The sequence below is a fragment of the Streptomyces sp. NPDC102278 genome, from assembly GCF_044766345.1.
Classification (GTDB): Bacteria; Actinomycetota; Actinomycetes; order Streptomycetales; family Streptomycetaceae; genus Streptomyces.
Map to the genome: position 1 here is coordinate 688,990 of NZ_JBIWLV010000001.1, position 24,733 is coordinate 713,722.

At 70.4% G+C, this 24,733-nt stretch carries 27 protein-coding genes; 8 read left to right on the forward strand and 19 right to left on the reverse strand.

All coding sequences use genetic code 11. From position 1 onward, the window contains the following. Window positions 1-35 precede the first annotated feature (35 nt). Window positions 36-983 carry a hydrogen peroxide-inducible genes activator gene (locus ACIRO3_RS03115; protein ID WP_361772011.1) on the reverse strand — a complete coding sequence of 316 codons (948 nt, stop codon included), beginning with the start codon at window positions 981-983 and terminating at the stop codon, window positions 36-38. Window positions 984-1,118: 135 nt separating this feature from the next. Between ACIRO3_RS03115 and ACIRO3_RS03120 the strand changes: the two genes are divergently transcribed. Both ACIRO3_RS03120 and ACIRO3_RS03125 read left to right on the forward strand, forming a co-directional pair. Continuing rightward, window positions 1,119-1,673, forward strand: coding sequence for a peroxiredoxin (locus ACIRO3_RS03120; RefSeq protein WP_404131817.1), 555 nt, complete (start codon window positions 1,119-1,121; stop codon window positions 1,671-1,673). Window positions 1,674-1,676: 3 nt separating this feature from the next. Then, window positions 1,677-2,213, forward strand: coding sequence for an alkyl hydroperoxide reductase (locus ACIRO3_RS03125; protein ID WP_365998060.1), 537 nt, complete (start codon window positions 1,677-1,679; stop codon window positions 2,211-2,213). Window positions 2,214-2,283: 70 nt separating this feature from the next. Here the strand turns inward: ACIRO3_RS03125 and ACIRO3_RS03130 are convergent, their stop codons facing one another. The 5 genes from ACIRO3_RS03130 to ACIRO3_RS03150 all read right to left on the reverse strand — a co-directional run bounded on the left by ACIRO3_RS03130 (window position 2,284) and on the right by ACIRO3_RS03150 (window position 8,088). Beyond that, the gene (locus ACIRO3_RS03130; RefSeq protein ID WP_404131819.1) at window positions 2,284-2,964 is read right to left on the reverse strand and encodes a hypothetical protein; all 681 of its coding nucleotides are present in this window, start codon (window positions 2,962-2,964) and stop codon (window positions 2,284-2,286) included. A gap of 58 nt (window positions 2,965-3,022) precedes the next feature. Further along, on the reverse strand, window positions 3,023-4,378 hold the full coding sequence (locus ACIRO3_RS03135) for an AI-2E family transporter (RefSeq protein WP_404131821.1): 1,356 nt from the start codon (window positions 4,376-4,378) through the stop codon (window positions 3,023-3,025). A gap of 121 nt (window positions 4,379-4,499) precedes the next feature. Continuing rightward, window positions 4,500-5,234 (reverse strand): transglycosylase SLT domain-containing protein, encoded by a 735-nt coding sequence (locus ACIRO3_RS03140; protein ID WP_361772008.1) that lies wholly within the window; start codon window positions 5,232-5,234, stop codon window positions 4,500-4,502. A 413-nt stretch (window positions 5,235-5,647) separates the two neighbouring features. Beyond that, a complete protein-coding gene (locus ACIRO3_RS03145; protein WP_361772007.1) occupies window positions 5,648-6,964 on the reverse strand; it encodes a PhoH family protein in 1,317 nt (438 codons plus the stop codon). A gap of 362 nt (window positions 6,965-7,326) precedes the next feature. Beyond that, window positions 7,327-8,088, reverse strand: coding sequence for an isoprenyl transferase (locus ACIRO3_RS03150; protein WP_361772006.1), 762 nt, complete (start codon window positions 8,086-8,088; stop codon window positions 7,327-7,329). 125 nt (window positions 8,089-8,213) lie between these two features. Between ACIRO3_RS03150 and mgrA the strand changes: the two genes are divergently transcribed. Then, complete coding sequence (gene mgrA, locus ACIRO3_RS03155) at window positions 8,214-9,251, forward strand: L-glyceraldehyde 3-phosphate reductase (RefSeq protein WP_404131824.1); 1,038 nt, start codon at window positions 8,214-8,216, stop codon at window positions 9,249-9,251. Window positions 9,252-9,393: 142 nt separating this feature from the next. On the opposite strand, the gene ACIRO3_RS03160 is transcribed toward mgrA, so the two are convergent. Further along, window positions 9,394-10,191 (reverse strand): prepilin peptidase, encoded by a 798-nt coding sequence (locus ACIRO3_RS03160; protein ID WP_404131826.1) that lies wholly within the window; start codon window positions 10,189-10,191, stop codon window positions 9,394-9,396. Between the two features lie 103 nt (window positions 10,192-10,294). Between ACIRO3_RS03160 and ACIRO3_RS03165 the strand changes: the two genes are divergently transcribed. From ACIRO3_RS03165 to ACIRO3_RS03175, 3 genes are all read left to right on the forward strand, one after another. Continuing rightward, the gene (locus tag ACIRO3_RS03165; protein ID WP_404131828.1) at window positions 10,295-10,672 is read left to right on the forward strand and encodes a DUF192 domain-containing protein; all 378 of its coding nucleotides are present in this window, start codon (window positions 10,295-10,297) and stop codon (window positions 10,670-10,672) included. Window positions 10,673-10,753: 81 nt separating this feature from the next. Continuing rightward, on the forward strand, window positions 10,754-11,371 hold the full coding sequence (locus ACIRO3_RS03170; protein WP_361772002.1) for an SMI1/KNR4 family protein: 618 nt from the start codon (window positions 10,754-10,756) through the stop codon (window positions 11,369-11,371). A gap of 307 nt (window positions 11,372-11,678) precedes the next feature. Further along, window positions 11,679-12,953, forward strand: a complete 1,275-nt coding sequence (locus ACIRO3_RS03175; RefSeq protein WP_404132342.1) for an extracellular solute-binding protein — start codon at window positions 11,679-11,681, stop codon at window positions 12,951-12,953. Between the two features lie 283 nt (window positions 12,954-13,236). On the opposite strand, the gene ACIRO3_RS03180 is transcribed toward ACIRO3_RS03175, so the two are convergent. The 4 genes from ACIRO3_RS03180 to ACIRO3_RS03195 form a co-directional block, all read right to left on the reverse strand. Beyond that, window positions 13,237-13,866, reverse strand: coding sequence for a hypothetical protein (locus ACIRO3_RS03180; protein ID WP_404131830.1), 630 nt, complete (start codon window positions 13,864-13,866; stop codon window positions 13,237-13,239). 180 nt (window positions 13,867-14,046) lie between these two features. Then, entirely contained in the window at window positions 14,047-14,370 is a 324-nt protein-coding gene (locus ACIRO3_RS03185; RefSeq protein ID WP_404131832.1) for a nuclear transport factor 2 family protein, read from the reverse strand. A gap of 265 nt (window positions 14,371-14,635) precedes the next feature. Then, entirely contained in the window at window positions 14,636-15,466 is an 831-nt protein-coding gene (locus ACIRO3_RS03190; protein ID WP_404131834.1) for a polysaccharide deacetylase family protein, read from the reverse strand. A 435-nt stretch (window positions 15,467-15,901) separates the two neighbouring features. Continuing rightward, on the reverse strand, window positions 15,902-17,494 hold the full coding sequence (locus ACIRO3_RS03195; protein WP_404131836.1) for an MDR family MFS transporter: 1,593 nt from the start codon (window positions 17,492-17,494) through the stop codon (window positions 15,902-15,904). 113 nt (window positions 17,495-17,607) lie between these two features. Here ACIRO3_RS03195 and ACIRO3_RS03200 point away from each other — a divergent pair, with 113 nt between their 5' ends. Next, complete coding sequence (locus tag ACIRO3_RS03200) at window positions 17,608-18,183, forward strand: helix-turn-helix domain-containing protein (protein ID WP_361771998.1); 576 nt, start codon at window positions 17,608-17,610, stop codon at window positions 18,181-18,183. A gap of 184 nt (window positions 18,184-18,367) precedes the next feature. Here the strand turns inward: ACIRO3_RS03200 and ACIRO3_RS03205 are convergent, their stop codons facing one another. Beyond that, a complete protein-coding gene (locus ACIRO3_RS03205) occupies window positions 18,368-18,808 on the reverse strand; it encodes a nuclear transport factor 2 family protein (RefSeq protein WP_404131838.1) in 441 nt (146 codons plus the stop codon). A gap of 105 nt (window positions 18,809-18,913) precedes the next feature. On the opposite strand from ACIRO3_RS03205, the gene ACIRO3_RS03210 reads away from it, so the two are divergent. Beyond that, window positions 18,914-19,444, forward strand: a complete 531-nt coding sequence (locus ACIRO3_RS03210) for a TetR/AcrR family transcriptional regulator (RefSeq protein ID WP_404131840.1) — start codon at window positions 18,914-18,916, stop codon at window positions 19,442-19,444. 55 nt (window positions 19,445-19,499) lie between these two features. On the opposite strand, the gene ACIRO3_RS03215 is transcribed toward ACIRO3_RS03210, so the two are convergent. From ACIRO3_RS03215 to ACIRO3_RS03245, 7 genes are all read right to left on the reverse strand, one after another. After that, window positions 19,500-20,138, reverse strand: coding sequence for an OmpA family protein (locus tag ACIRO3_RS03215; RefSeq protein WP_366147301.1), 639 nt, complete (start codon window positions 20,136-20,138; stop codon window positions 19,500-19,502). Window positions 20,139-20,142: 4 nt separating this feature from the next. Then, the gene (locus ACIRO3_RS03220) at window positions 20,143-20,736 is read right to left on the reverse strand and encodes a hypothetical protein (protein WP_404131843.1); all 594 of its coding nucleotides are present in this window, start codon (window positions 20,734-20,736) and stop codon (window positions 20,143-20,145) included. A 30-nt stretch (window positions 20,737-20,766) separates the two neighbouring features. Then, window positions 20,767-21,393: a pilus assembly protein TadG-related protein gene (locus ACIRO3_RS03225; RefSeq protein ID WP_404131845.1), complete on the reverse strand. Its 627-nt coding sequence runs from the start codon at window positions 21,391-21,393 to the stop codon at window positions 20,767-20,769. Next, the gene (locus tag ACIRO3_RS03230; RefSeq protein ID WP_404131847.1) at window positions 21,390-21,638 is read right to left on the reverse strand and encodes a hypothetical protein; all 249 of its coding nucleotides are present in this window, start codon (window positions 21,636-21,638) and stop codon (window positions 21,390-21,392) included. Before ACIRO3_RS03230 ends, ACIRO3_RS03225 begins: the two co-directional genes overlap by 4 nt. A 110-nt stretch (window positions 21,639-21,748) precedes the next feature. Then, complete coding sequence (locus ACIRO3_RS03235; protein WP_361771992.1) at window positions 21,749-22,435, reverse strand: response regulator transcription factor; 687 nt, start codon at window positions 22,433-22,435, stop codon at window positions 21,749-21,751. Beyond that, a complete protein-coding gene (locus ACIRO3_RS03240; RefSeq protein WP_404131849.1) occupies window positions 22,435-23,823 on the reverse strand; it encodes a sensor histidine kinase in 1,389 nt (462 codons plus the stop codon). Before ACIRO3_RS03240 ends, ACIRO3_RS03235 begins: the two co-directional genes overlap by 1 nt. Window positions 23,824-23,826: 3 nt before the next feature. Next, complete coding sequence (locus tag ACIRO3_RS03245; RefSeq protein WP_267799569.1) at window positions 23,827-24,720, reverse strand: DUF5936 domain-containing protein; 894 nt, start codon at window positions 24,718-24,720, stop codon at window positions 23,827-23,829. Window positions 24,721-24,733: the final 13 nt, after the last annotated feature.

Consider the following 24,733-nt stretch of genomic DNA (forward strand, 5'->3'; position numbering starts at 1 on the left):
CCGAGGCCGTACGCCCGCCCCCGCGACCGACCGGATCAGTCGGTCGGCCACACCGGGAGCGGGCGTACGGCTTCGCGCAGCGCGGCGGCGATCGCCCGGAACTCCTCCTGGCGGGCGGTGCCGGTCCGCATGGCCAGCGCGATGCGCCGGGAGGGGGCCGGCTCGGCGAAGTACCCGGTGGCGAGGTGCTCGTTGCGCGTGGTCTCCAAGCGCAGCGCGGTACGCGGCAACAACGTCACCCCCAGTCCCCCGGCGACCAGTTGTACGAGCGTGGACAGACCGGCGGCGGTGGTGGTGACGTCCGCGCCCGCCGCGCGGCCCGCCTCCCGGCAGATGTCGAGGGCCTGGTCGCGCAGGCAGTGCCCCTCGTCGAGCAACAACAGTTGCAGGCCGCGCAGTTCCTCGCGCGGGATGTCCTTGCGCCCGGCGAGCGGGTGCTCCCGGGGGGCGAGAAGTACGAAGTCCTCGTCGAAGAGCGGTAGTTCACTGACCCCGGGCACTCCCAACGGCACCGCGAGCAGCAGCAGGTCCAGCCGCCCGCCGGCCAGTCCCTCCAGCAGGGAGGCCGTCTGCTCCTCGTGCACCTGGAGGTCCATCCGGGGGTAGCGCCGGTGGAAGAGCCCCAGCACGGTCGGCAGCAGGTACGGGGCCACCGTGGGGATCACGCCCAGCCGCAGGACGCCGGTGAAGGGGGCCCGTACGGCCTCGGCCTCCTCCAGCAGCCCGCCCATGGCGTCGAGCACGCCCCGGGCCCGCACGGCGATCCGCTCGCCCGCCGGGGAGAGCAGCACCTTGCGGGTGGTCCGCTCCAGCAGTTGGACCCCGAGTGCCTCCTCCAGGGCGGAGACGGCCCCGGACAGCGCGGGCTGGCTCATGCCGATGGCGGCGGCCGCGTCCCGGAAGTGCAGATGCTCCGCCACGGCCACGAACGCGCGGAGCTGTGCGAGCGTCGCCTGCTTGAGTCCCCTATTACCGACAGCCACTGATAGGCACCTCCGATCACCAACCACAAGAGTAGCTATTTCCGTAATCAATGCAGCTGTGCCAGCATGTGAGATCCGTCCAACCCCTTCGGAAAGCCCCCAAAAGGGTCACTTTCCCGTTTGCAAGGAGAGCACGTGCTCACTGTCGGTGACAAGTTCCCCAGCTACGATCTGACCGCTTGCGTCTCGCTCGAAGCCGGCAGCGAGTTCGCCCAGATCGACCACAAGTCCTACGAGGGCAAGTGGCGCGTGGTGTTCTTCTGGCCGAAGGACTTCACCTTCGTCTGCCCGACCGAGATCGCCGCCTTCGGCAAGCTGAACGAGGAGTTCCAGGACCGCGACGCGCAGGTCCTCGGCGTCTCCGGCGACTCCGAGTTCGTCCACCACGCCTGGCGCAAGGACCACGCCGACCTGCGTGACCTGCCCTTCCCGATGCTGGCCGACTCCAAGCACGAGCTCATGCAGGCCTGTGGCGTGCAGGGCGAGGACGGCTTCGCGCAGCGCGCCGTCTTCATCGTCGACCAGAACAACGAGATCCAGTTCACGATGGTGACCGCCGGTTCCGTGGGCCGTAACCCCAAGGAGGTCCTGCGGGTCCTCGACGCCCTGCAGACCGACGAGCTGTGCCCGTGCAACTGGAACAAGGGCGAGGGCACCCTGGACGCCCCGACGCTGCTGGCCGGTGAGTGACGGATGTCCCTCGACTCCCTGAAGTCCGCCATACCGGACTTCGCCAAGGACCTGAAGCTGAACCTCGGTTCGGTCATCGGCAACAGCGGCCTCCCGCAGCAGCAGCTGTGGGGCACGGTCCTGTCCTGCGCGATCGCCGCCCGCTCCCCGCGCGTCCTGCGTGAGCTGGAGCCCGAGGCGAAGGCGGTCCTGTCGCCGGAGGCCTACACGGCCGCCAAGTCCGCCGCCGCGATCATGGCGATGAACAACGTCTTCTACCGCACCCGTCACCTGCTGTCGGACCCGGAGTACGGCACCCTGCGCGCCGGCCTGCGGATGAACGTCATCGGCAACCCGGGCGTGGAGAAGGTCGACTTCGAGCTGTGGTCGCTCGCGGTCTCCGCGATCAACGGCTGTGGCCAGTGCCTGGACTCGCACGAGCAGGTCCTGCGCAAGGCCGGTGTCGACCGCGACACGATCCAGGAGGCCTTCAAGATCGCCTCGGTGATCCAGGCCGTCGCGGTCACCCTCGACGCCGAGGCGGCCCTCGCCGCCGAGTAGCGCTCCGCGTCCGCGTGGAACGGGGCCCCCGCAGCCGTCACCGGCGGAGGGGGCCCCGTCGTTCGTCCGTTCACTCGTGCAGCCGGGTCATCAGCGCCCGCATGTCCTCGATCATCGCCGCGTGGACCGCGTCCTCGTCCACGAGGTCCTGGTCCACGTTCCACTCCACGCGGAACGTGAAGACCACAGCGCCGTCCCGCACCGCCAGTTGGGCGTCCGTGCCCGGTTGCCGCCTGAGCAGCGCCCGTTCACCGAGTCCGGGCACCTCCTCCACGTCCGAGGCGCCGGTGCGGCGCGGGTCCAGTCCCGGCCCGGCCTCGAACTCCGGCCGGGGATCGCTCTTCTTGTGGCGCTCGACGAGGAGCTCGACCCCGTACCAGGGCCGGCCCTCGGTGTACCCGCCCGCCGCGCGGCAGTAGGACCAGTCGAGTGCGGGGCTCGCCTCGCTGCCCGGCCACGTCATGTCGAAGGGCGTGCCGTTGATCGTGCCGATCGCCTTCAGGGGCGCCTGCGCGCAGAGGTCGTCGACGTGCCGGTAGGCGATCCGCGGAGCCGGTTCGAGACGGTGCTGCGCGAACAGGGTCCCGCCCCAGACCGCCGAGGCCACCACCGCCCCGCCCAGCGCCCACACCCACCGCGCGCGCGGGCCCCGCGCCGCCCCGCGCACCGCCCCGGGCTCCGGCGCCGATTCCGCCGTCTCGCCCGCCCGGTCCGTCCGCCACTCGCCGTCCAGTTCCGGCTCGCCGATCATCCGCCGCCCCTCTCCCCGTCCCCTCTCCCCGTCCCCGACCACCGTCACGGCGCCGCCGTCAGGCTCGCCGATCAGCCTGGTTCGTCTCCGCCGGAGTACGCGGCGAGGCGTCCAGCGCGGTGGCCCCGTGCGGGGCGGGGCCCTCCTCGGCCACGCCGGGGTGGAGTTGCTCGCGCGAGTACGCCTTGAGGAAGCCGACCACCGTGTTGGTGACGGCCACCAGCGGAACGGCGACCACCGCTCCGCCGATGCCCGCGATCATCCCGCCCGCGGCCACTGACAGCACCACCGCGAGCGGGTGCACCCGTACCGCCCGGCCCAGGATGAAGGGCTGGAGCACATGGCCCTCGATCTGCTGCACGGCGAGCACCACGGCCAGCACCATGAGCGCGATGAACGGCCCCTGGGTCACCAGGGCCACCACCACCGCGAGGGCGCCGGAGATGACGGCTCCCACGAGCGGGATGAAGGCGAACAGGAAGATGAACACGGCCAGCGGGACGGCCATCGTGACGTCGAGGAAGTACAGGCCGAGGCCGATGAAGACGGCGTCGATGAGCGCCACGAGGACGGTGCCCCGTACGTAGGCGGTCAGCGTGCGCCAGGCGCGCGGACCGGCGCCGGCCATGCCGGGGCGGGCGGCGGCCGGCACCAGGCCGAGCACCCAGGTCCAGATGCGCTTTCCGTCGTAGAGCAGGAAGAGCGTCGAGAACATCGCGAGCAGAATGCCCGTCAGCACCTCGACGAGCACCGTCACGCCCTGCAGTCCGGCGGAGGTGATCTCCTCGGTGTTGGTGCCGATGGTGTCGGTGAGGTTCTTCGCGATGTCGTTGATCTGCTTCTCGGTCACGTGGAACGGACTGTCCAGTGCCCAGACCTTCAGCTCGTTGATGCCGTCGCGGACCCGGTCGGAGAGGTCGTCGAGGTTCTCCATGACCTGCCAGACCACGAACCAGCCGACCAGCCCGATGACGACGAATCCGAGGATCGCCGTCACGGCCGTCGCGAGCCCCCGCGGCAGCCCGAGCCGGCGCAGCCGTACGACGAAGGGCTGGAGCAGCGCGGTGACGAGCAGGGCGGCGGCGAAGGCGAGGACGACCAGGCGGACCTCACTGATCACCTTCATCAGCACCCAGAGCATCCCCGCGAGCAGCAGCAGCCGCCAACTGGCCTCCGCGGCCACGCGCATGCCCCACGGGATGACGGTCACCGGGTCGGGGCGCACCCGCCGGCCGGAGGCGGTGGGCACGGGGCTCGTGGTTCCCGGGGGCGGGAGGGGCGACGGGGAGGGCTGGGAGACCGGTCGGTCGTCGGAGGTCTCCGCCTCGACCTCGGCCCGCCGTTCGTCGAGGCGAGCCTCCACCTGGCTGAGCTTTCTCCCGATCCTGCCGAGCCAGCCTGCCCTCTTCGACATGTCTTTCCTTTCCCCCCGCCCGTGAACACACCTCGAAGACCGTACACGCGAGGAGCCCCGCACCGTAGGACGGTGCGGGGCTCCCGGAGGTTGTGCGGCGGCGCGTGCCAGGCGACGGGTCCTAGTACCAGTCGTTGGCGTCGTGGAAGCTCAGGGCCGAGCACGGGCTGCCGTAGCGCTCGTTCATGTAGCCCAGGCCCCACTTGATCTGGGTGGCGGGGTTGGTGCGCCAGTCGGCGCCGGCCGAGGACATCTTCGAGCCGGGCAGCGCCTGGACCAGACCGTAGGCGCCCGAGGAGGAGTTGACGGCCTTGTAGTTCCAGGTGGATTCGCGGTTGATGATCTCCGAGAAGCACTGGAACTGGCCCGCCGGGACCATCTGTCGGGCGATCGCCTTGACCTCGGCGACCGTGTAGGAGCCCTGGACGTCGAAGTCGCCGGCGTCGCGTCCCGCGGAGCGGCTGGCGACCTCGCCCGCCTCTTCGCGTTCCTTCTTCAGCTTCGCGGCGGCCTCGGCCTCGGACTTCTTCTTGGCTTCCGCGTCCGCCGCGGCCTGGGCGTCGGACTTCTTCGCCTTGGCCGTCTCGGCGGCCTCGATGCGCGCGGCTTCCTCGGCCGAACGCTTGGCGTCGGCGTCGGCGGCGTGCGCGATGGTGTCGGCCTGCTGCGTCAGGGAGCCACTCTGGACCTGGGCCTGCTCGCCGACCGGGATTTCAGTGAGGAGAGTCGCACCCGACGCGGTGGTCTCGAGGTCGTTCGTGGTGGCGTCGCCGGTGGCAACGCCCACGACTGCGCCGACGGTGGTGACAGCGGTGGCCGAAGCCACTGCGAACCCTCGAACCGAGATCCGGCTCACACGGTGTCCTTCCAGCAGCGTCCGCAGTGACCGCACGGGCGCAAAAGTGCCCCTGGACACTGGCCTCCATGAATCCGCGGTCACTGGAGGCTCGGGCCCGTGGGCAACTCCCCTGCGGGAGCTGCCGCGTGAAACTCGGGCGACATACGGCAAACGACTGTGGAGTTGTGGTGCTGCGCGTATCTCACGAGAGATACAGGTGTGCCGTATGTGGGGCCTGACGGAAATCAGACTCTGCCGGACCTCGACGCCGCAGGGCAATTCCGCGTTGCGTGGGAAAGGTCACACCTGCCCGGAGGCCGCTGTTTTCGACAAAGGCCTGTGCAGCACGACGCCGCCCGGCTAGGCTTCTGGGCCTTTGCCGGGCGGCGCCAACTCCACTCACCGCTATGGGGGTTCTGTCCCCTTTGCGGTTACAGCGTTTCCAGCATCTCCGTGACGAGCGCGGCGATCGGCGAACGCTCGGAACGAGTCAGCGTGATGTGCGCGAAGAGCGGATGGCCCTTCAGCTTCTCAACGACGGCGACCACTCCGTCGTACCGGCCCACCCGCAGATTGTCCCGCTGGGCCACGTCGTGGGTCAGCACGACCCGCGAGTTGGCGCCGATCCGGGACAGCACCGTCAGCAGCACGTTCCGTTCCAGCGACTGTGCCTCGTCCACGATCACGAAGGCGTCGTGGAGCGAGCGACCGCGGATGTGGGTGAGCGGCAGGACTTCGAGCATCCCGCGGTTCAGCACCTCCTCGATGACCTCGCGTCCGGCGACCGCCGAGAGCGTGTCGAACACCGCCTGCGCCCACGGGCTCATCTTCTCGGAGGCGTCCCCGGGCAGGTAGCCGAGGTCCTGGCCGCCGACCGCGTACAGCGGCCGGAAGACCATCACCTTCTGATGCTGCCTCCGCTCCAGCACCGCCTCCAGGCCCGCGCACAGCGCGAGCGCCGACTTTCCGGTGCCGGCCCGACCGCCCATCGAGAGGATGCCGATCTCCGGGTCGAGCAGCAGGTCGAGGGCGATGCGCTGCTCGGCGCTGCGCCCGTGCAGCCCGAAGGCCTCGCGGTCGCCGCGTACGAGCTTCACGTTGCCGTCGGCCGTGACCCGGCCCAGCGCCTTGCCCCGCTCGGACTGGAGGACCAGTCCGGTGTGGACGGGCATCTCGGCGGCCTCCGGCACGTAGAGCCGCTCCTCCGAGAAGAGCAGGTCCACCTGTTCGCCGGAGAGGGCCAGCTCGCTCATGCCGGTCCATCCGGCGTCGGTGATGGCGAGCTCCGCCCGGTACTCCTCGGCGAGCAACCCCACGGAGGAGGCCTTGATGCGCAGCGGGAGGTCCTTCGAGACCACCGTGACGTCGTAGCCCTCGGCCTGGAGATTGCGGGCGACGGCGAGGATCCGCGAGTCGTTGTCCCCCAGCCTGAAGCCGGCGGGCAGGACGCCCGGGTCGGAGTGGTTGAGCTCGACACGCAGGGTGCCACCCAGATCGCCCAGCGGGATGGGGGCGTCGAGACGTCCGTACCGGACCCGGAAGTCGTCGAGCAGGCGCAGGGCCTGGCGCGCGAAGTAGCCGAGTTCGGGATGGTGCCTCTTTGCCTCCAGCTCGGTGATCACCACGATCGGGAGCACGACCTCGTGCTCGTCGAAGCGGGAGATCGCGTTGGGGTCTGCCAGCAGGACGCTGGTGTCGAGGACGTAGGTCCGCCTGTCGGGCAGGCGGCGCTTTGTGCTGGTCACCACGGAAGGACGTACCCCCTCGGAAGAGGTCGGGCCATGAAGACCGGACCGGTCATCGGCACCCATGCGCGGGCCGATTCCCGGCCCTCCACTCCGTCCGTGCGAACCGCACGTGCGTCCTGGTGCAAAGGGCCTCCCGGGCGGACGACCCCATGCCGTCCGCTGAGACTCGACACCCGTGGATCGGACGTCGACCTGCCAGGGTTATGCCCTCGAACGGGCAAGGCCATGCCATGGCATATGACGGACGCTCGGTGAACCCCTGGTGAAGGGTTGTGAGGGGGACGGAGGGGGACGCACGGGACGTGACGGACCGGGAGGGCGCGGCGCGATGAACTTCCGAGACGACGCCCGCCGTCCGGGGATCAGCTCCCGTACCGCCGGTGGCGCGCGGCGTAGTCGCGCAGCGCCCGGAGGAAGTCGACCTTGCGGAAGGCCGGCCAGAAAACCTCGCAGAAGTAATACTCCGAATGGGCGCTCTGCCACAGCATGAAACCGGACAGCCGCTGTTCGCCGCTGGTACGGATGACCAGGTCCGGGTCGGGCTGACCCCGGGTGTAGAGGTGCTCCGCGATGTGGTCGATGTCGAGGACCTCGGCGAGCTCCTCGAAGGAGGTGCCCTTCTCGGCGTGCTCCAGCAGCAGCGAGCGGACCGCGTCGGCGATCTCCTGGCGGCCGCCGTAGCCGACCGCGACGTTGACCAGTATCCCGTCGACGTCGTGGGTGGCCTGCTCGGCCTCCTTCAGCACGGACTGGGTCCGCGCGGGCAGGATGTCGAGGTTTCCCACGTGGTGGACGCGCCAGCGGCCGTCCGCCGCGAGGCCGCGCACGGTGTTCTCGATGATGTTGAGCAGCGGCCGCAGCTCGACCTCGGGGCGGTCCAGGTTGTCCGTGGAGAGCATCCACAGGGTGACGACCTCGACGTCCGTCTCGGTGCACCAGCCCAGCATCTCGGAGATCTTGTCGGCTCCGGCCTGGTGGCCCTGCTCCGTGGTTCCTCCGGACGCCTTCGCCCAGCGCCGGTTCCCGTCCAGGATGACGCCGATGTGCTTGGGTGCCTCGTCATGGTCGAGGCGGCCTTCCACCCGGCGTGCGTAGAGCCTGTACACCAGGTCGCGCAGCTTCACGATCTTCCAGCCCCTCCGTGCAATGCCCCCGTGCGAATTGCGGTCCCCCGAGTCCGCCACATTACTGGGATGTGGGATGGGGTACCCAACTCGGTCGGTCACAAGTCCGTGATAGGGAGGACAACGTGACTGATACCAATCCCTATCGGGCAGAGCCCTCGCGCTACGACTCCATGGAGTACCGGCGCACCGGCCACAGTGGCCTCAAGCTCCCCGCCATCTCCCTCGGCCTCTGGCACAACTTCGGCGACGACACGTCCCTGGCTCCCCAGCGGGCGATCCTGCGCCGGGCCTTCGACCTCGGTGTGACCCATTTCGACCTGGCCAACAACTACGGACCGCCGCCCGGCTCCGCCGAGCTCAATTTCGGCAAGATCTTCGCGCAGGACTTCGCGTCCCACCGCGAGGAGCTGGTGCTCTCCACCAAGGCGGGCTACCTGATGCACGCCGGCCCGTACGGCGAGTGGGGCAGCCGCAAGTACCTGCTCGGTTCGCTCGACGCCTCGCTGAAGCGGATGGGCGTCGATTACGTCGACATCTTCTACTCGCACCGCTTCGACCCGGAGACCCCGCTGGAGGAGACCATGGGCGCCCTGGCGTCCGCGGTCCGGCAGGGCAAGGCGCTCTACGTGGGCGTGTCCTCCTACACGGCCGAGCAGACGGCCGAGGCGGCGCGGATCCTGCGCGACATGGGCGTGCGTCCGCTCATCCACCAGCCCTCGTACTCCATGATCAACCGCTGGACGGAGGAGGACGGGCTGCTGGACACCCTGGAGGAGGCCGGCATGGGCTGCATCTCCTTCGCCCCGCTCGCCCAGGGCCTCCTGACGGGCAAGTACCTGAAGGGCATCCCGGAGGGCTCGCGGGCCAGCCAGGGCAAGTCCCTCAACCCGGACCTGCTCTCGGACGACGTCCTGCGCCGGCTCAAGGGGCTGAACGAGATCGCGGGGCGGCGCGGTCAGTCGTTGGCGCAGTTGGCGCTGAACTGGGTGCTGCGCGACGAACGCATGACGTCGGCTCTGATCGGCGCGTCGAGCGTGAAGCAGTTGGAGGAGAACGTGGCCGCGCTGGCCGGGGCCCCGCTCACGGAGGGGGAGTTGAAGGAGATCGACTCCTTCGCCGTCTCCACCCCCGGCGCCAACATCTGGGCCCAGCGCGGCTGACCTGCGCTGATGCCGCGCCGTCAGGAACGGGCGCGGGAAAACAAAAAACGGGCCGGTCCGTGGGGGGGATACGGACCGGCCCGAGGGGGGGGTTCCACCATAACCCTTCGTAAAGCGTGATGCGTGCATCGACGCAAAACGATTACGCTCCGAATCCGCCCAGCAGCACTCCGGTGAACGCACCGGCGGCCATGAAGGGGCCGAACGGGAAGGCCGTCCGGCGCCCCGCACGCCTGCACAACAGCAGGCCCAGGCCGTATGCGGCCCCGTAGAGGAAGCCCAGGAACGCGCCCGTCGCCCATACCCCCCAGCCGTACCACCCAAGAGCGACCCCGAGGGACAGCGCCAGCTTGACGTCCCCGAAGCCCATGCCCGCCGGGTGGATCAGGAACAGCAGCAGGTACGAGCCCGCGAGCGCGGCCCCGCCGAGCAGCGCCGACCGCCAGGACCCGGCCGCGCCCGACAGCGGCGCGGCGCACCCCAGGAGTACGACCGCTCCCGCGGCCAGCGGCAGGGTCAGCGGGTCCGGCAGCCGGTGCACGGCGACGTCGACCAACCCGAGCAGCACGAACGCGGGCGCGAGCCCCACGAACGCCACGACCTCCGGGCGCGCCCCGACGGCCCACGCGAGCAGCGCGCAGACCCCGGCGACCAGGCACACGACCCCCGCGGGACGGACCCCGTAGCGGTGGGACGACGGGCCGAGGCCCCGGGCCCCGCGTGCGGCCGGGGCGCCCGCGGGCGCGGCCGAGGGCACGGCCGGCGCCGCGGGGAGTCGGCAGCGGGCGCGGCCCACCCAGCCCGGCAACGGGTGCCCGTCCGGGCAGGAGTCCCGCCAGGGCTCCCCCGGGTCCACGGACAGCCGGTACGCCGCGCGCGGCAGCAGGAGTCCCGCGCCCGCTCCGTACGCGGCGGCGAGGATGATCACGACCAGGGCCATCCGCCGACCGTAGGCCCGGTCCCTCGCGGGGGCATGGGCCCGGGGGCCCATTGCCCCTACCCTGGCCACCCGGACGGCCGGGACGGACGGAAAGGGGCGCGAGATGGGGCGTTGGCGCGACGGCGGTGCCGTCCTGCGCGTCGGCGGGGCGGACGGGGCGTCGGTACCGCTGGAGATCGCCGCCTCCTACGGGGCCCGCACCCGCGGCCTGCTCGGGCGCGACGGGATCGCCGGGGCCATGTTGTTGACGCCGGCGGGCAGCGTGCACACGTTCCGGATGCGTTTCGCGATCGACGTCGCGTACCTCGACCGGAACCTCGACGTGATCGCCCTGACCACGATGGCCCCGGGCCGGCTGGGGCTGCCCCGCCCGCGCTCCCGGCACGTCCTGGAGGCCGAGGCGGGCGCGATGGCCGGTTGGGGCCTGCGGGTCGGGGCCCGGGTCGAGGTGGAACCGCGACCGGGCGACGACGGAACCTGACGTCCGTCTCACCTCTCGCTAGGCGGTGAACCGCCTCGGGGGTAGGTTGGGGCGGTTGAGCTGGGGTGTCAGGGGAGCGGCATGACGGAGAACGCGCGGATCAAGGCGCTGGAGCAGATCATGCCGGCGACGCACGGCGCCGACGAGGACATCGATTGGCGGGCCGCCGAGGCGGCCTGGGGGACGAGGTTCCCGGCCGATTTCATCGCGTTCATGGGGCGCTTCGGATCCGGGTCCATCAACGGCGAGGCCGGCATCCTGCTGCCCCTGCCCAAGCCCGGACTCCAATGGGACCCGGCCGAGATGGCCGAGGAGACCGCCAACGCCCGCCAGGTCTGGAAGAGCGAGGGCGGCCGGGCCGCCTTCGACGTGGACCCGGAGTCCATCCTCGCGTGGGGGGTCACGGGCGGTTCGGACATCCTGTGCTGGCTGACGACCGACCCCGATCCCGACCGGTGGCCGGTCCTGGTGGTCGGGCGGCACAACGCCGAGTCCTTCGCGGTGTATCCGTACGGCATGGCCGAATTCCTGCTCCTGCTGTGCTCGGACGAGTTCGACGTGAGTCCCGTCGGCATCACCTTCTGGGACGGCGGCCACCTGAGCTTCGTCCACTGGCGCAAGGCCCAGCGTCGTTGGCAGGAGGGCCGCAATCCGGAGACGGGCGAGCCCGACCCGTACGCGGGCGATTTCGCCGACTAGCCCGCTCCGACACATCTCTGACCGCCCCACAGCTCGTTTTCCGGCCGGCAGCCCACTTCCCGCCGAAAACGGGCTTTTCGGCATGTCTACGCGCGTGGGAATTGTGGATCACATATCGGAAACCACCATGCGGAAAAGCCCCGGTTGGAGCATTGACCACAACCACCACCCCCGTGGAATCAACCGCCCCACCCTCAGGAGAGAATTCCGGCCAACGGGCCACGGACGGACACCCCAGCCCGGAGTGACTCATAAGTAACAACGGGACTCAAAAGAAAATCAGGGGAATCCATCCGTGCGACGAAGAATGTTCACCGCGACGACCGGAGCGGCCGCGCTCGGCCTGCTCGTCCCGCTTGCCGGCTGCGGAAGTTCCGAAGACGACGCCGGTGGCAGCGGCACGCTGCGGCTGGTCGCCGCCGAGTACGGCGACGGTCCGGGCCACAGCTCCAAGGCCTTCTGGGACAAGGTGACGGCCGATTTCACCAAGGCCAACCCCGGCCTGAAGGTCGAGGTGCAGCTCCTCCCGTGGGCGGACATCGACAGTGAGGTCACGCGCATGGTCAAGGACGGCAAGGCGCCGGACATGGCCCTGATGGGCTCATACTCGGACTTCGCGGCGCAGGGGAAGCTCTATTCCGCGGACGAGCTGCTCTCGGTCACCGCCGAGGCCAACTTCCTGCAACCGCTCGCCGAGGCCGGTTCGGTCGGCAACACCCTGTACGGTCTGCCGTTCGTCGCGAGCAGCCGCCTGCTCTTCTACAACAAGGAGCTGTTCGACAAGGCCGGCATCGCGAGCGAACCAAAGACGTGGAACGACCTGAAGACGGCCGCCAAGGCGCTGAAGGAAAAGGGCGTGAAGTTCCCGTACGCCATGCCGCTCGGCCCGGAGGAAGCCCACGCCGAGGCGTTGATCTGGGAGTTGAGCAACGGCGGCGGCTACTCCGACAACAGCGGCAACTACAGCCTGGCCTCCGACCAGAACATCCAGACCTTCAAGTGGATCAAGGATTCCCTGGTCGCCCCGGGCCTGACCGGGCCGGTCCCGCCGTCTCAACTCAACCGCGCCGACGCGTTCGCCGCCTTCCTGCGCGGAGAGGTCGGCATGCTCAACGGCTACCCCTCGCTCGCCCACGAGGCGCGCGCCAAGGGCATCTCCGTCCGCGCCATCTCGATGCCGGTGTCGGACACCCTCGGCCCCGGAGAGACGCCGCCGACGGTGGGCGTCGCCGACTGGATGATGGCGTTCAACCAGAACGGCAAGCGCGAGGAGATCGGCAGGTTCCTGGACTTCGTCTACCAGGACAAGAACCTGTCCGACTTCGCCGGGCGCTACCACCTGCTGCCCTCGACGGTGTCCGCCTCCCGCACCCCCGCCGGCGGTGGCCTCGACCAGAACGACGTTCAGTTCCTGACCGCCCTGCGCGGCGCCCAGCTCTACCCGGTCAACGACCCGTCCTGGGTGACCGTCAGCGACACCATCAAGCGCAACATCGGTCGCGCCGTGGAGCCGTCCGGCGACCCCAAGGGCGTCCTGGAGGGCATCGCCGCGAAGGCGGCCGAGGCCGGCCGGGCGAACTGACCGGCGAGACGTACGGAAAGCCCCCGGGAAAGGGTCTTTCGCCCCCTGCCGCATCCCACCCCGCGCGGCACCATGGCAGTCACGGCACTTGATCCAAGGCCGCGGCCCTGCCGCCCGACGAGCACCCACAAGGTGCGCGGGGCGGCCGGCCTTCCCCCTCTGCCCCTCCCCCTCTGCCCCTCCCCCTCTGCCCTTTGCCGCTGCCCTTCGCCGCTGCTCCTGCCTCGGCTGTCGGGCCTGCCTCGGCCGTCGGCTGCCGGACCCGGCCCCGGACCCGTCGCGGCTACTTCTGCCGGCCGTTGTCCTGCGAGAACGCCGTCCGGTACTGCCCGCAGTCGGAATCCCAGTTCAACGTGCCCGTCAGCGTCCCGTAACCGGACCGGGTGAGCGACCACTCCACCGTGTAGATCCCGGTGTCGCAGGCGATCCGCTTCCCGCCGGGAACCTTCGTGCGGCCCGTCCCCGGGCGGTCCGTCAGTTCCTGCCGCACCTCGCCCGCCTTGGCCCGCTTCGCGTCCCGCAGCACGGCGTGCACGACGATCGGGTGCCTGCCGTCCTTCGTGGTCACCGCCCGCTTGACCAGCTTGGAGTCGGACACCGCCCACGCGAACTCGTACGAGGGCAGCCAGGCCAGCGTCTTCGGGTCGGCGACCTTCCGCTCGTACTCGCGGGCCCCGTCGGGGCCGGGCTTCGTGACCGTCTTGTACTGGACCGTCGGGTAGAGGCGGAACTGGCCCTCCACCTTGTGCATGTCGTCCTTGGTCCACATCGACTTCATGGCCTTCTCCTCGCCCCCCGGGTCCTGGAGGTACGCCGTGCCCTGCGCGGCGGTGGCGGCGGACTGGCCGACGGCGGGGGCGAGGGCGGCCACGGCGGCGGCGAGGGCGAGAGCGGCGGTGCGGGTGCGCTTCATGCCCGACCCAACGGGGGCTCCCGGCGGGCCGGAACGACGCGGGGCGCGCGTTCACCCGTACGGGCAACGGTGGCGGACCCGAGGATGACGGATCCCGCGCCTCACCGGGAATACGAACCGATGAACGCCGGTCGGGGGTGGCGCGAAGCCCGGGTCGGGCCGGGTCCTCCGCAGCCGGGGTCAGGCCTGGCCGGTCTCGAAGCGGCTGACGCGGTCGTCGGCGGTGACGTCGAACCGCCAGGCGGTGCGCATCTCGCCCCAGGTGTCGTTGCGGTAGTCGACGACGAGGGCCCGACCGTCCTCGGACTGCGAGGCGACGGCCATGTGACTGCCCGAGGAGAAGACCTCCTTCTCGGTCCACTGGCCGAGGTCCCGGTCGCAACCGTCGTCCGACATGGTCGCGTCCGGGGCGAGGGCGGCGTCGAACGCCGCCCGGTCGCCCGCGTTCACGGCGGCGACGAAGGCACGGACGGCGAGGTCGGTGAGTCGGTCGGGTGCGATCACGGGACGGTCCTTCGGGGGGTGGTGCGCGGGGTCTGGTGCGTGTGCGTGTGGGCGTGCGTGCGCGTGCGTGCGTGCGTGTGCGACCAGGGAACACCGGGGGTGGGGTCGGCGGGGCGACCCTCACCCGTTCGCCGCCGGACGGCGTGTCAGGGATGCGGCGCGTCAGGGGACGCCGTGTGTCAGGGGACGCGGTGTGTCAGGGACCGAAGTACGGCGTGGACTTCGGCGGGGGCGGGGGCCGGGGCGCGTCAGGGACTTCGGTGGGTCAGGGAGCCGTGCGGACCGGGAAGCCGGTCGGGCGCCCCTGGTCGTCGAGCCAGGCGAGGATCCGGTCGAGGGCCTCGACGGTCTGTACGCGGTCGCCCCCGCCGTCGTGGAAGAGCACGGTCGGACCGTTCTTCATCTCGGCCTTGACCGTGTTGACGATCGCGGCGACGCCCGGCTTGTTGAAGTCCTTGCTGTCCACGTTCCAACCGAGCGGACGCATGCCCGCGGCGGCGGCGATGCGTCGGCTGTCGGGGGTGAACGCGCCGCCCGGGGCCCGGTAGTACTCCACCTTGGCGCCCCCGCCCGCGGCTTGCTCTATCTGTCGTTGCGCGTCGAGTATCTGCGCCTTCTGGTAGGCGACGGGCTTCTTGTCCATAGCCGTGTCGTGGGACATGGTGTGGTCGCAGAGCCGGTGGCCGCCCGCGACGACCTGCTTGACCAGGTCCGGGTGGGCCGCGGCCTGGGGGCCGACCATGCAGAAGGTCGCCTTCACGTCGTGCTCGGCGAGGACGGAGAGGATCCGCGGCGTCCACCGGGGGTCGGGGCCGTCGTCGATGGTGACGTTGACGGTGTTGCCGCCGCCCTCCGAGGCGTGGGCTATCCCCTCGGGCATGCGCTGCCGGGGCACGTCGGGGGATCCGGGCGAGCCGGCGGACCCGTCGGCGGCGGGGTCGTCCGTCCGACCGGCCGCGTTCTCGGGTCCGATGCGATGGTCCGGTCCGACGATCGCCGTCGCCCCCCAGACGGTCGCGGCGACGGCCACCGCGGCCGCCACGACGGCCACCCGGGACTGTCCGGCCTGCTTGCTCGTGCGTGCCAAGAACCCCATGGGTCTGTCCACTCCCCTTCACCTCGTGGGCGCCGCCGACCGTCGCCGGTGGTGGTGCCCCCTCGTCTTCCAGACGCCGGGTGACGAGGAGGGGTTCCAGTCAATTCCCCCATGAATTCCAAGGTATGGGACATTCGTCCCCGATCGTCCATATTTTCGACCCCATTGAAACCGGGCCGAATCGTCCCAACCTGCTACCCATCACCTCGCGGCTCAACCTCCCCTCCCGTTGTCGGGATTCACTCGGCCTCACTCGCTGCGCAGGGGCGGGCAGGCGGGTGGACAGGGAACGAGCCCGGCACCGGCGGACGTTCATCCACCGGTGCCGGGCTCGTTCGTTTCCTGCGTCGTTGCGCACGTCACACGCCTCGCGTACGTCCTGCGTGTCTCGTACGTCCTGCGTGTCGCGCGCGTCCTGCCTGTCGCGCGCGTCGCTCAGTGCGCGATGGACTCCTGGGGAGCCGGGGCGGTCTTGCCCTCGTCGCCCTCGCCGCCCCCGGCGGTCGGGGCGGGACCCGCGCCACGGAGCGGGACCTCCTTGACGAACCAGGCGGCCACGAAGCCCAGTACGGCGATCGCCGCGCCGAGCAGGAACGCGGAGTGGGTACCGGCGGCCACCGCGTGCTGGTAGGCGTCGCGCATGGCCTCGGGCAGCTTGGCCAGGCTCGCGGCGTCCAACTGGGCCGAGCCCGCCTTCGCGGCGGCTTCGGGACCCAGCCGGTCGGTCATGGTGTCGGTCACCTGCGAGGTGAACAGCGAGCCCATCAGCGCCACACCGAAGGAACCGCCGAGGGTGCGGAACAGGGTGGCGGAGGAGGACGCGACGCCCATGTCCTTCATCTCGACGCTGTTCTGCGCGACGAGCATGGTGATCTGCATCAGGAAGCCGAGACCCGCGCCGAGGACGGCCATGTAGACGCCGGACATCAGGCGGGTGGTGCCGGTGTCCATCGTCGCGAGCAGGAAGAGCCCGACGACCATGAGCGCGCCGCCGACGATCGGGAACATCTTGTACTTGCCGCTGCTGGTGGTGATGCGGCCCGCGATCAGCGAGACGACCATCATCGAGAGCAGCATCGGCAGGAGCAGCAGACCGGAGTTGGTGGCGGAGGCGCCCTGCACCGACTGCTGGAACAGCGGGAGGTAGAGCACGCCGCCGAACATCGCGAAGCCGACCAGGAAGCCGATCACCGACATGAGCGTGAAGTTGCGGCTGCGGAAGATGTGCAGCGGCATGACCGGCTCGGCGGCCTTGGTCTCGACGTAGAGGAACGCGGCGATGGAGACGATGCCGACGATGATCAGGCCGATGACCTCACCGGAACCCCAGGCGTACTCGGTGCCACCCCAGGTGGTGACGAGCACGGTGGAGGTGATGGCGATGGTCAGCAGGGCCGCGCCGAGGTAGTCGATCTTCCCCTGGGCCTTCTTCTTGGGAAGGTGCAGGACCGCGGTGACCATCGCGAGCGCGACGGCGCCGAGCGGAAGGTTGATGTAGAAGGACCAGCGCCAGCCCATGTGGTCGGTGATGGTGCCGCCGACCAGCGGGCCGCCGATCATGGCGAGGGCCATCACGCCGGCCATCATGCCCTGGTACTTGCCGCGCTCACGGGGCGGGATCAGGTCGCCGATGATCGCCATGACGCCGACCATCAGACCGCCGGCGCCGAGACCCTGGATCGCGCGGAAGCCGATCAACTGGCCCATGTCCTGGGCCATGCCGCTGAGCGCGGAACCGATCAGGAAGATCACGATCGAGGTGAGGAAGGAGCCCTTCCGGCCGTACATGTCGCCGATCTTGCCCCAGATGGGGGTGGAGGCGGCCGTGGCCAGGGTGTACGCCGTGACCACCCAGGAGAGGTGCTCCAGGCCACCGAGTTCGCCGACGATCGTGGGCATCGCGGTGCCGATGATCATGTTGTCGAGCATGGCCAGCAACATCGCGATCATGAGCGCCATCAGTACGACGCGAACGCTGCGCGGCTTCACCTCCTCCGAGGCATCGGCCGTCTTCGTCATATCCGCCATCTCGTCCACTCCCCTGACCCCCGGGGCTTACTTGCCGCCCGGCTAGTTCACTACACTGGGGAAGGTAAACCCGTCACTAGCCGGGCGTCAAGTAAGTAATTTTGGGGAGCGCCATGACCAGCAGCAGTCCGCAGCAGCGCCGTGGCAACACGCGTCAGCGCATTCAGGACGTGGCTGTGGAGCTCTTCGCCGAGCAGGGGTACGAGAAGACGTCGTTGCGCGAGATCGCGGAGCGGCTGGAGGTCACGAAGGCGGCGCTGTACTACCACTTCAAGACCAAGGAAGACATCATCATCAGCCTCTTCGAGGACGTGACGCGTCCGATCGACGAGCTGATCGCGTGGGCGCAGGAGCAGCCGCGCACGCTGGAGACCAAGCGGGAAGTGCTGCGGCGCTACAGCGAGGCGATGGCGGCCGGGGCCTCGCTGTACCGGTTCATGCAGGAGAACCAGGCGACGATGCGGGAGCTGAGCATCGGGGAAACCGTGAAGAAGCGCCTGTTCACCCTCGTCGAACTGCTGCGGACGGACGACGGGCCGCTGACGGACCAGGTGCGCTGCGTGAGCGCGCTGTTCACGCTGCACGCGGGGATGATGTTCCTCCAGCACGTGGAGGGGAACCCGGAGGAGACGCGCCAGGCGGCCCTGGAGGTCGCCACGGACCTCATCACGCAGGCGCACCGGCAGTAGGGGCGGGGGCGGAGCTCCGGGCGGCTTGGGCGGGGGCGGCGGGCGCCGGGGCGGCGGGGCGGCAGGCGGCGGGGTGTTGGGCGTCGAGCGGCGGGGTGCCGGGCCGGGGGCGTCGAGCGGCGGGGTGCCGGGCCGGGGGCGTCGAGCGGCGGGGTGCCGGGCCGGGGGCGTCGAGCGGCGGGTGTCAGGCGGCGGGGCGGGGTCGGGTCAGGCGGCGGTCGTCCTCGGCGATGGGGATGTCGTTGATGCTCGCCTCCCGGCGGCGCATGAGGCCGTCGTCGTCGAACTCCCACTGCTCGTTGCCGTGGCTGCGCCACCACTGGCCGGCGGTGTCGTGCCACTCGTACTCGAAGCGGACGGAGATCCGGTTCCCGGTGTACGTCCAGAGTTCCTTGCGGAGTCGATAGTCGAGCTCGCGCTCCCACTTGTCGGCGAGGAACTCCCGGATCTCGGCACGGCCGGTCAGGAAGCGGTCGCGGTTGCGCCAGACCGAATCCTCCGTGTAGGCCTGCGCGACCCGGTCGGGGTCGCGACTGTTCCACGCGTCCTCGGCGGCCCGCACCTTGGCGCGGGCGCTCTCCTCGGTGAAGGGCGGCAGGGGCGGGCGGGGTACGGCGGCGGTCATGGAATCAGCCCTCTCGACGCGAGGAGAACGAGCGTTCTCCCTCCGGTCCGCCACCATAGAGAACGATCGTTCTCCGGACAAGCGTCTCTGGACTACGCTGCCCTCATGGATGACGAAGAAGCCCGGACCCGACTGCTCGACGCGGCGGAGGCCCTGTTCTACGCCGAGGGGATCCAGGCCGTCGGCATGGACCGCATCCGCGCCGCATCGGGCGTCCCGCTCAAACGGCTGTACCGCGTCTTCCCCGCCAAGGAATCCCTGGTCACGGCATACCTGGAACGCCGCGACCGGCGCTGGACGGCAAGCCTGCGCGGGGCGGTGAGCGAGGCGCCGGAGCCGATCCTCGCCGTCTTCGACTGGCTGGCGGACTGGTTCTCCGAGCCGGACTTCCGTGGCTGCGCGTTCCTCAACGCCTACGGCGAACTCGGTACCGGCCCCGAGGCCGTGGTGGACGTCATCCGCCGCCACAAGGCGGAGCTGCGCAACCTCTTGGCCGACCTCGCCGGCCCCGACCGGGGACCGCTCGCGGACCAACTCCTGCTCCTGGTCGAGGGAGCCACCGTCGTGGCCGCCCTCGACCCCGGCCCCGCGCCGGCCCACCGGGCCCGCGAGGCCGCGGCCACCCTCATGCGGTGAGGGCCGGCGGGCGAACTCCCGCTACCCGCTACGGCCTGCTACCCGCTACGGCCTGCTACTGCCCGCTGCCGCGCGGGAACGTGATCTCCACGCGCCGGTTCTTCTTCCGGCCCTCCTCGGTGCCGTTGTCGGCGATCGGGTAGTCCTCGCTGTAACCCCGGACGTCGAAGATGACGCCGGCAATCGTCACGGTCTTCCCCAACTCCGCCTGCACGGCGTCGGCGCGCTGCTTGGACAGTTCCTTGCCGTGCTCGTAACTGCCCTGGTCGTCCGTGAAGCCGAAGACGCGGACGCGGGTCGCCTTCTGCTGGTTGATCTCGTTGGCGATGGCCTGTATCCGCGCCGCCGCCTGGGCGTTGAACACCGCGCTGTTCTCGGGGAACAGGACCTCGGACTGCAGCGCCATCATGACGGTCTGATTGGTCTCCTGCCGTCGCTCCTCACCCCCGAGATCCTCGACGACCTCAGCGATGTCCAGCACCTTGACGGGTGCGAGGGTCCCGCCCTGCGGGATCTTGAGCCCGGGGGCGTTCGAGTCGATGGCCACGGGAGCCGAAGCCGACGGCTCGGTACCGGGCGGCACCGACGGCTTGACGTCGTCGGCGTGGGCACTGGTGGCCCCGATGAAGTGTGCGCCGGCGATGACGAGCCCGACGACGGCGGTGGACGCGGAGACGCGGTGGCGTTTGGTCATGGGGTCACCCGGAGATCTTCAAAGTTGCCGACGAGAAAGTCGGGAAGTTGAACTCGACCTCGCTGGTGCTCGCCGGGGGCGCGGGGAACTGCGCGAAGAAGGGAACCGACTGGCCCGCTTCGATGATGACCACGCCCGTTGTGCACAGGCATCTGCCCTCCGTGTCACGCAGCACGTAATACCTCTTCTTACCCGCCTTGTCGACCAGCGTGACTCCCGCCACCGAGACCCCACTTGCCTTGAGCTCGTTGCCACGCCATGCCGCTGTATTGCCGAAGGGCTTGTCGCCGGTGTTCTTGATCTGACCGCTCACCGTGACGAAACCGGAGGCGTCCCGAGCCGCAGAGTGGATGTCCAGGACGACACCCGCCTCACCGGTCATCGTCGTCATCACCTGCCGCGGTTGTGAGGGCTGACTACTGTTCGTCGAAGGCTGGGGTTTGGCGTCACCGCCGCCCGCACTTTTGCTGGTGCTGGGCGTCTTCTGGGGCGCCTTCCCCTGACCCTCGCCCCCGCATCCGGCCAAGGCGAGGGCCAATGCCGCCACGAAAACGGCAGCCACTCCCCTTTGAACCTTCACCGTGTACCGAATGCTCATCTGAGCTGCTTCCTTGTCTCTCGTTCTTCGTCAGCCGACCAGTCGCACATCGAACAGGCTTCGCGCCAGCGTGCTCCAAGGATCCGGCTTCAGGGGGTCGAATTTAATGATCTTCCCGCCCTTGCAATTGATGACGGTGGGAGATACCGACGGAGGATCGGTCGGTGCGGGTACTGGAGTGGAAGAGGGGGCCGGAGCGTCACCCAGGACACACCTGGGCACGACCTCCGCGACCGCCTTCGCCTCGCCGTGCATGCCCTGAGTGCCCGGCACCACCGACGCTCCGACGGTGCCGTCGGTCGTCACCTCGACGGTAAAGCGCAGCAACGACGACGAGCAGGTTCCCGAAGCGTCGTTCTGCCGCGCAAAGTCTTCGGCTGCCCCACAAGCCCCCGCCACATCGAAGGACTTACCCGTCAGGATGTCTTGCCAGTCGTCGGGCTTGAGCGTGGCAAGGTCGAGGCCGGGAAGCAGGTTGTCTCGGGCTTCTCGGGCCGCCGCCAGAGCCCCCGCGTCCGCCGCCCCTTGTGCATCGCTGCGCACGACAGCGGCCTGACCGAAGACGAAGAACGCCAGCGCCGCGAACAGCAGCCCGACCACGACCATCGCGTAGAGGGGAAAGACCTGGCCCCGGTCGTTGCAATGACCAGCAATCACGAGCCGGCGGTGAGGCTCGCAATGGCCGTCGTGATGCGGCCCACAATCGCCGTGCCGATACCGGTACCGACCATCGCGCCGATGATCACCACGACCACCAGGATGATGCCCAGGTACTCGAAGGCCGTCTGGCCGCGGTCCGTGGTCGGGTAGCGCTTGCGCAGGCTCGTCAGGGCCGTGTCCGCCCATCCGCGCACGCGGATGTTCGTCTGCACGGTGGCCTTCAGCAGCGTGTTGTGTGACATGAGGGGTTCCTCCCGGGCCGGTGCCGCTGTCGATTTGCGGACCGTACGGGGAGTTACCGGTGATAACCAAGGGTCCCGGGGCCCAATTACGGACCCACTGCGCAGACTGTCTACCCATGGCCGGCCACCCCTGGACGGGCGGTTCCCAGCCAGCGGGCTATGGCTTCGCTGCGGGTGGTGGTCTGGAGCTTCGCGAAGATGCGGTTGATGTGGTTCTTGACCGTCTTCTCGCTGATGAAGCAGGTGGCCGCGATCTGTTGGTTGTTCATCCCGGATGCGATCAGATCCATGACCTCCTCCTCACGTGAACTCAGCCCGAACGCGATGTGGTTGGGAAGGCGTTGAGAAGACTGTGCCACAATCCGTTGCGGTTGCGAAGAGGCCCGGAGCTCCGCGAGGACGGCTGTTGCCGCCGTCGGGGTGAAGTGGGCGCGGCCGGCGTGGGTGTCGCGGACCGCCGTGAGCAGGAGGTCCGGCGTGAATTCGCCGTGGACCAGGTAGCCGCCGGCGCCCAGGAGGAGGGCTTCTCGGACGATTTCCGACTCCTGGCTGTACGTCAGCATCAGTACGGGCGCCAGGCGGGCGAGGTGGGGAAGCGCCGAGATGCCGTCGACTCCCGGCATCCGGACGTCGAGGAGGATCACGTCCGGGGTGTGGGCGCGAGTGAGGTGCAGGGCCTCGCGGCCGTCCGCGGCCTGGGCGACGACCTCGATGTCGGCGGCGGTCGCGAGCAGGGCCGAGAGGCCGGCGCGGACGACGGGGTTGTCGTCGGCGATCAGGACGCGCAGGGGCGGCATCACGGGCTCCCGAGGGGGATGTCGAGGCGGACCTGGGTGCCGGGGCCGGTGGCGGGCGGACCGATGGCGAGGTGGGCGCCGATGGCCGCGGCGCGTTCCGTCATGCCGAGCAGCCCGAAGTGGCCCGTGGCGCGGAGGTGGGTCGGGTCGGGGCCGCCGGGTGGCAGGCCCCGGCCGTCGTCGGTGATGGTGAGGCGGAGGCCGGTCGGTGAGGCCGCGGCCGTGATGTCGACGCGGGTGGCGGCCGCGTGCCGGCGGGCGTTCTCCAGGGCCTCGGCGGCCACCGCGACCAGGTCGCGGGTGAGGGCGGCGGGTACGGGTGGGACCGGTCCGGTGGTACGCAGGGCGGCGCCCGGGTGGTGGGCGGCGAGGGACCGGAGCTGCGCGACGAGCGGGGCGGGTGGGGCGGTGGGGGCGGCCGGGGCGCTTCCGTCGCCTCGGAGTTCCGTCAGGAGGTGCCGGGACTCGGCTGCGGCGCGGCGGGCGGCATCGGCCACCGCCTGTGCCTGGCGGTGGACCGCGGCCGGGTCGGCGGTGCGGGACAGGGCGTCCGCCGCCAGGGCGAGGCCGTGCAGGGTCTTGGAGACGGAGTCGTGCATCTCGCGGGCCAGACGGTCGCGTTCGGCGCGGGCGGCCTGCGTCGCGGCGAGGCGGGCAGCGGCTTCGGCGCCGGCCCGGCTCGCCTCGTCGAAGCGGGTGAGGAGGCCCCGCAGGCAGGCCCCGGCCACCCCCGCGAGCAGGCAGAGGGCAGGCAGGGGTGCCCAGGACGGTACGGGCAGGCCGGAGGCGGGCGGCCCGTCCCCCGCTCCCGTCACCGCCGCGACCCTCGTCACCGCCGCGACCACCGCCGCCTGCGCGACCGCGTACCCGGCCGCGGCGCGGCGGTCGTGGAGGAGGCCCGCCAGCAGCGGGGTGCAGAGGCAGACGAGGCCGAGCGGGAGGGCGGGGCCGGCGATGACCAGCAGCGGGGTGACGAGCGCCAGGTCCGCGGCGAGCAGCGCGCGGTGGCGGACGACGAGCGGGGCGAGGTGCTCCCACGCGCGGAACGCGGCGTACGACGGCGCGAGGGTGAGCAGGAGCGCGCCGGCCGTCAGGTACGTCGGTCCGCCGGGCGGGGCGCTCTCCAGTGCCGCCGGTGCGCCCACGGCGATCAGTGCGAGCCGGAGCACGAGGACGTGGCGGCCCAGCGCCCGCAACGCGTTCGCCCGCAGCCCGTTCACGCGCAACGCGTTCGCCCGCAACGCTTTCACCCGGCGCCCGTTCGCCCGCAGCCCGTTCACGCGCAACGCCTTCGCCCGCAACGCTTTCGCCCGGCGCCCGTTCGCCCGCAGCCCGTTCACGCGCAGCGGCGAGGCCACGGCGTCCGGGGGGTCCAGTGGACGGGGCATGGCTCAGCCGCCCCCGAACATCGCGCCGAAGTCGATGTTCGCCCCGTACACGAATCCGCAGACGAGCAGGATCAGCGTGCCCGGCAGCATGAACATGGTGACGGAGAAGGTGGCTTTCGGGACGGCGCGGGCGGCCCGGCGGCGGGCGTTCTGGGCGTCCGTGCGGCGCATGTCCTCGGCGATGGCGATCAGGGTCTCGACGATCGGGGAGCCGAGTTCCTCGCCCTGCTGGAGCGCGGTGACGAACTGGGCGACCTGTTCGGAGTCGTTGCGGCGGCGCAGTTCGTCGAAGGCCTGGCGGCGGCTGACGCCCATGTCCATCTGTTGGAGGGTGATGCGGATCTCGTCGGACCACGGGCCCTCGTACTTGCCCGCCACCCGCTCCAGCGCCTGCCGGAAGCCGAGCCCGGCGCTCACCACGACGGCGAGGACGTCCAGGAAGTCGGGCAGGGTGCGTTCGATGTGGTCGCGCCGTACGCGGATCGCGGACCACAGGCCGACCTCGATCCAGAACAGGCCGAACGCGACCATCAGCAGGGCCGGTACGAACTGGCCGTTGATCAGCAGCGAGAAGGCGCCGAGCCCGCCCAGGAGGGCGTACACGGCCCGGCGGGCGGCGTAGCGGTCGATGGTGAGGCCGGCCGGGTTGCCGGCCATGTCGATCTGGCGGCGTTTGCGGGCGACGCGGTCCCGGCCCATCAGCCGCAGGACGAGCGGCGCCCAGCGGATGCCGAGGCGGTCGACGAGCGAGCCGACGGCGGTGGTGCGGGTGGCGCCGACTTCCAGGGCCAGGGCGAGGTCGCTGGGGAGTTTGACGTCCGCGCGGTAGAGGCGCAGCCCGTACAGGGCGCCGAAGACGGACAGGCCGAGGGCCAGGGCGAGAAGGAGTGCGGTCATCGTTCGGTGCCCC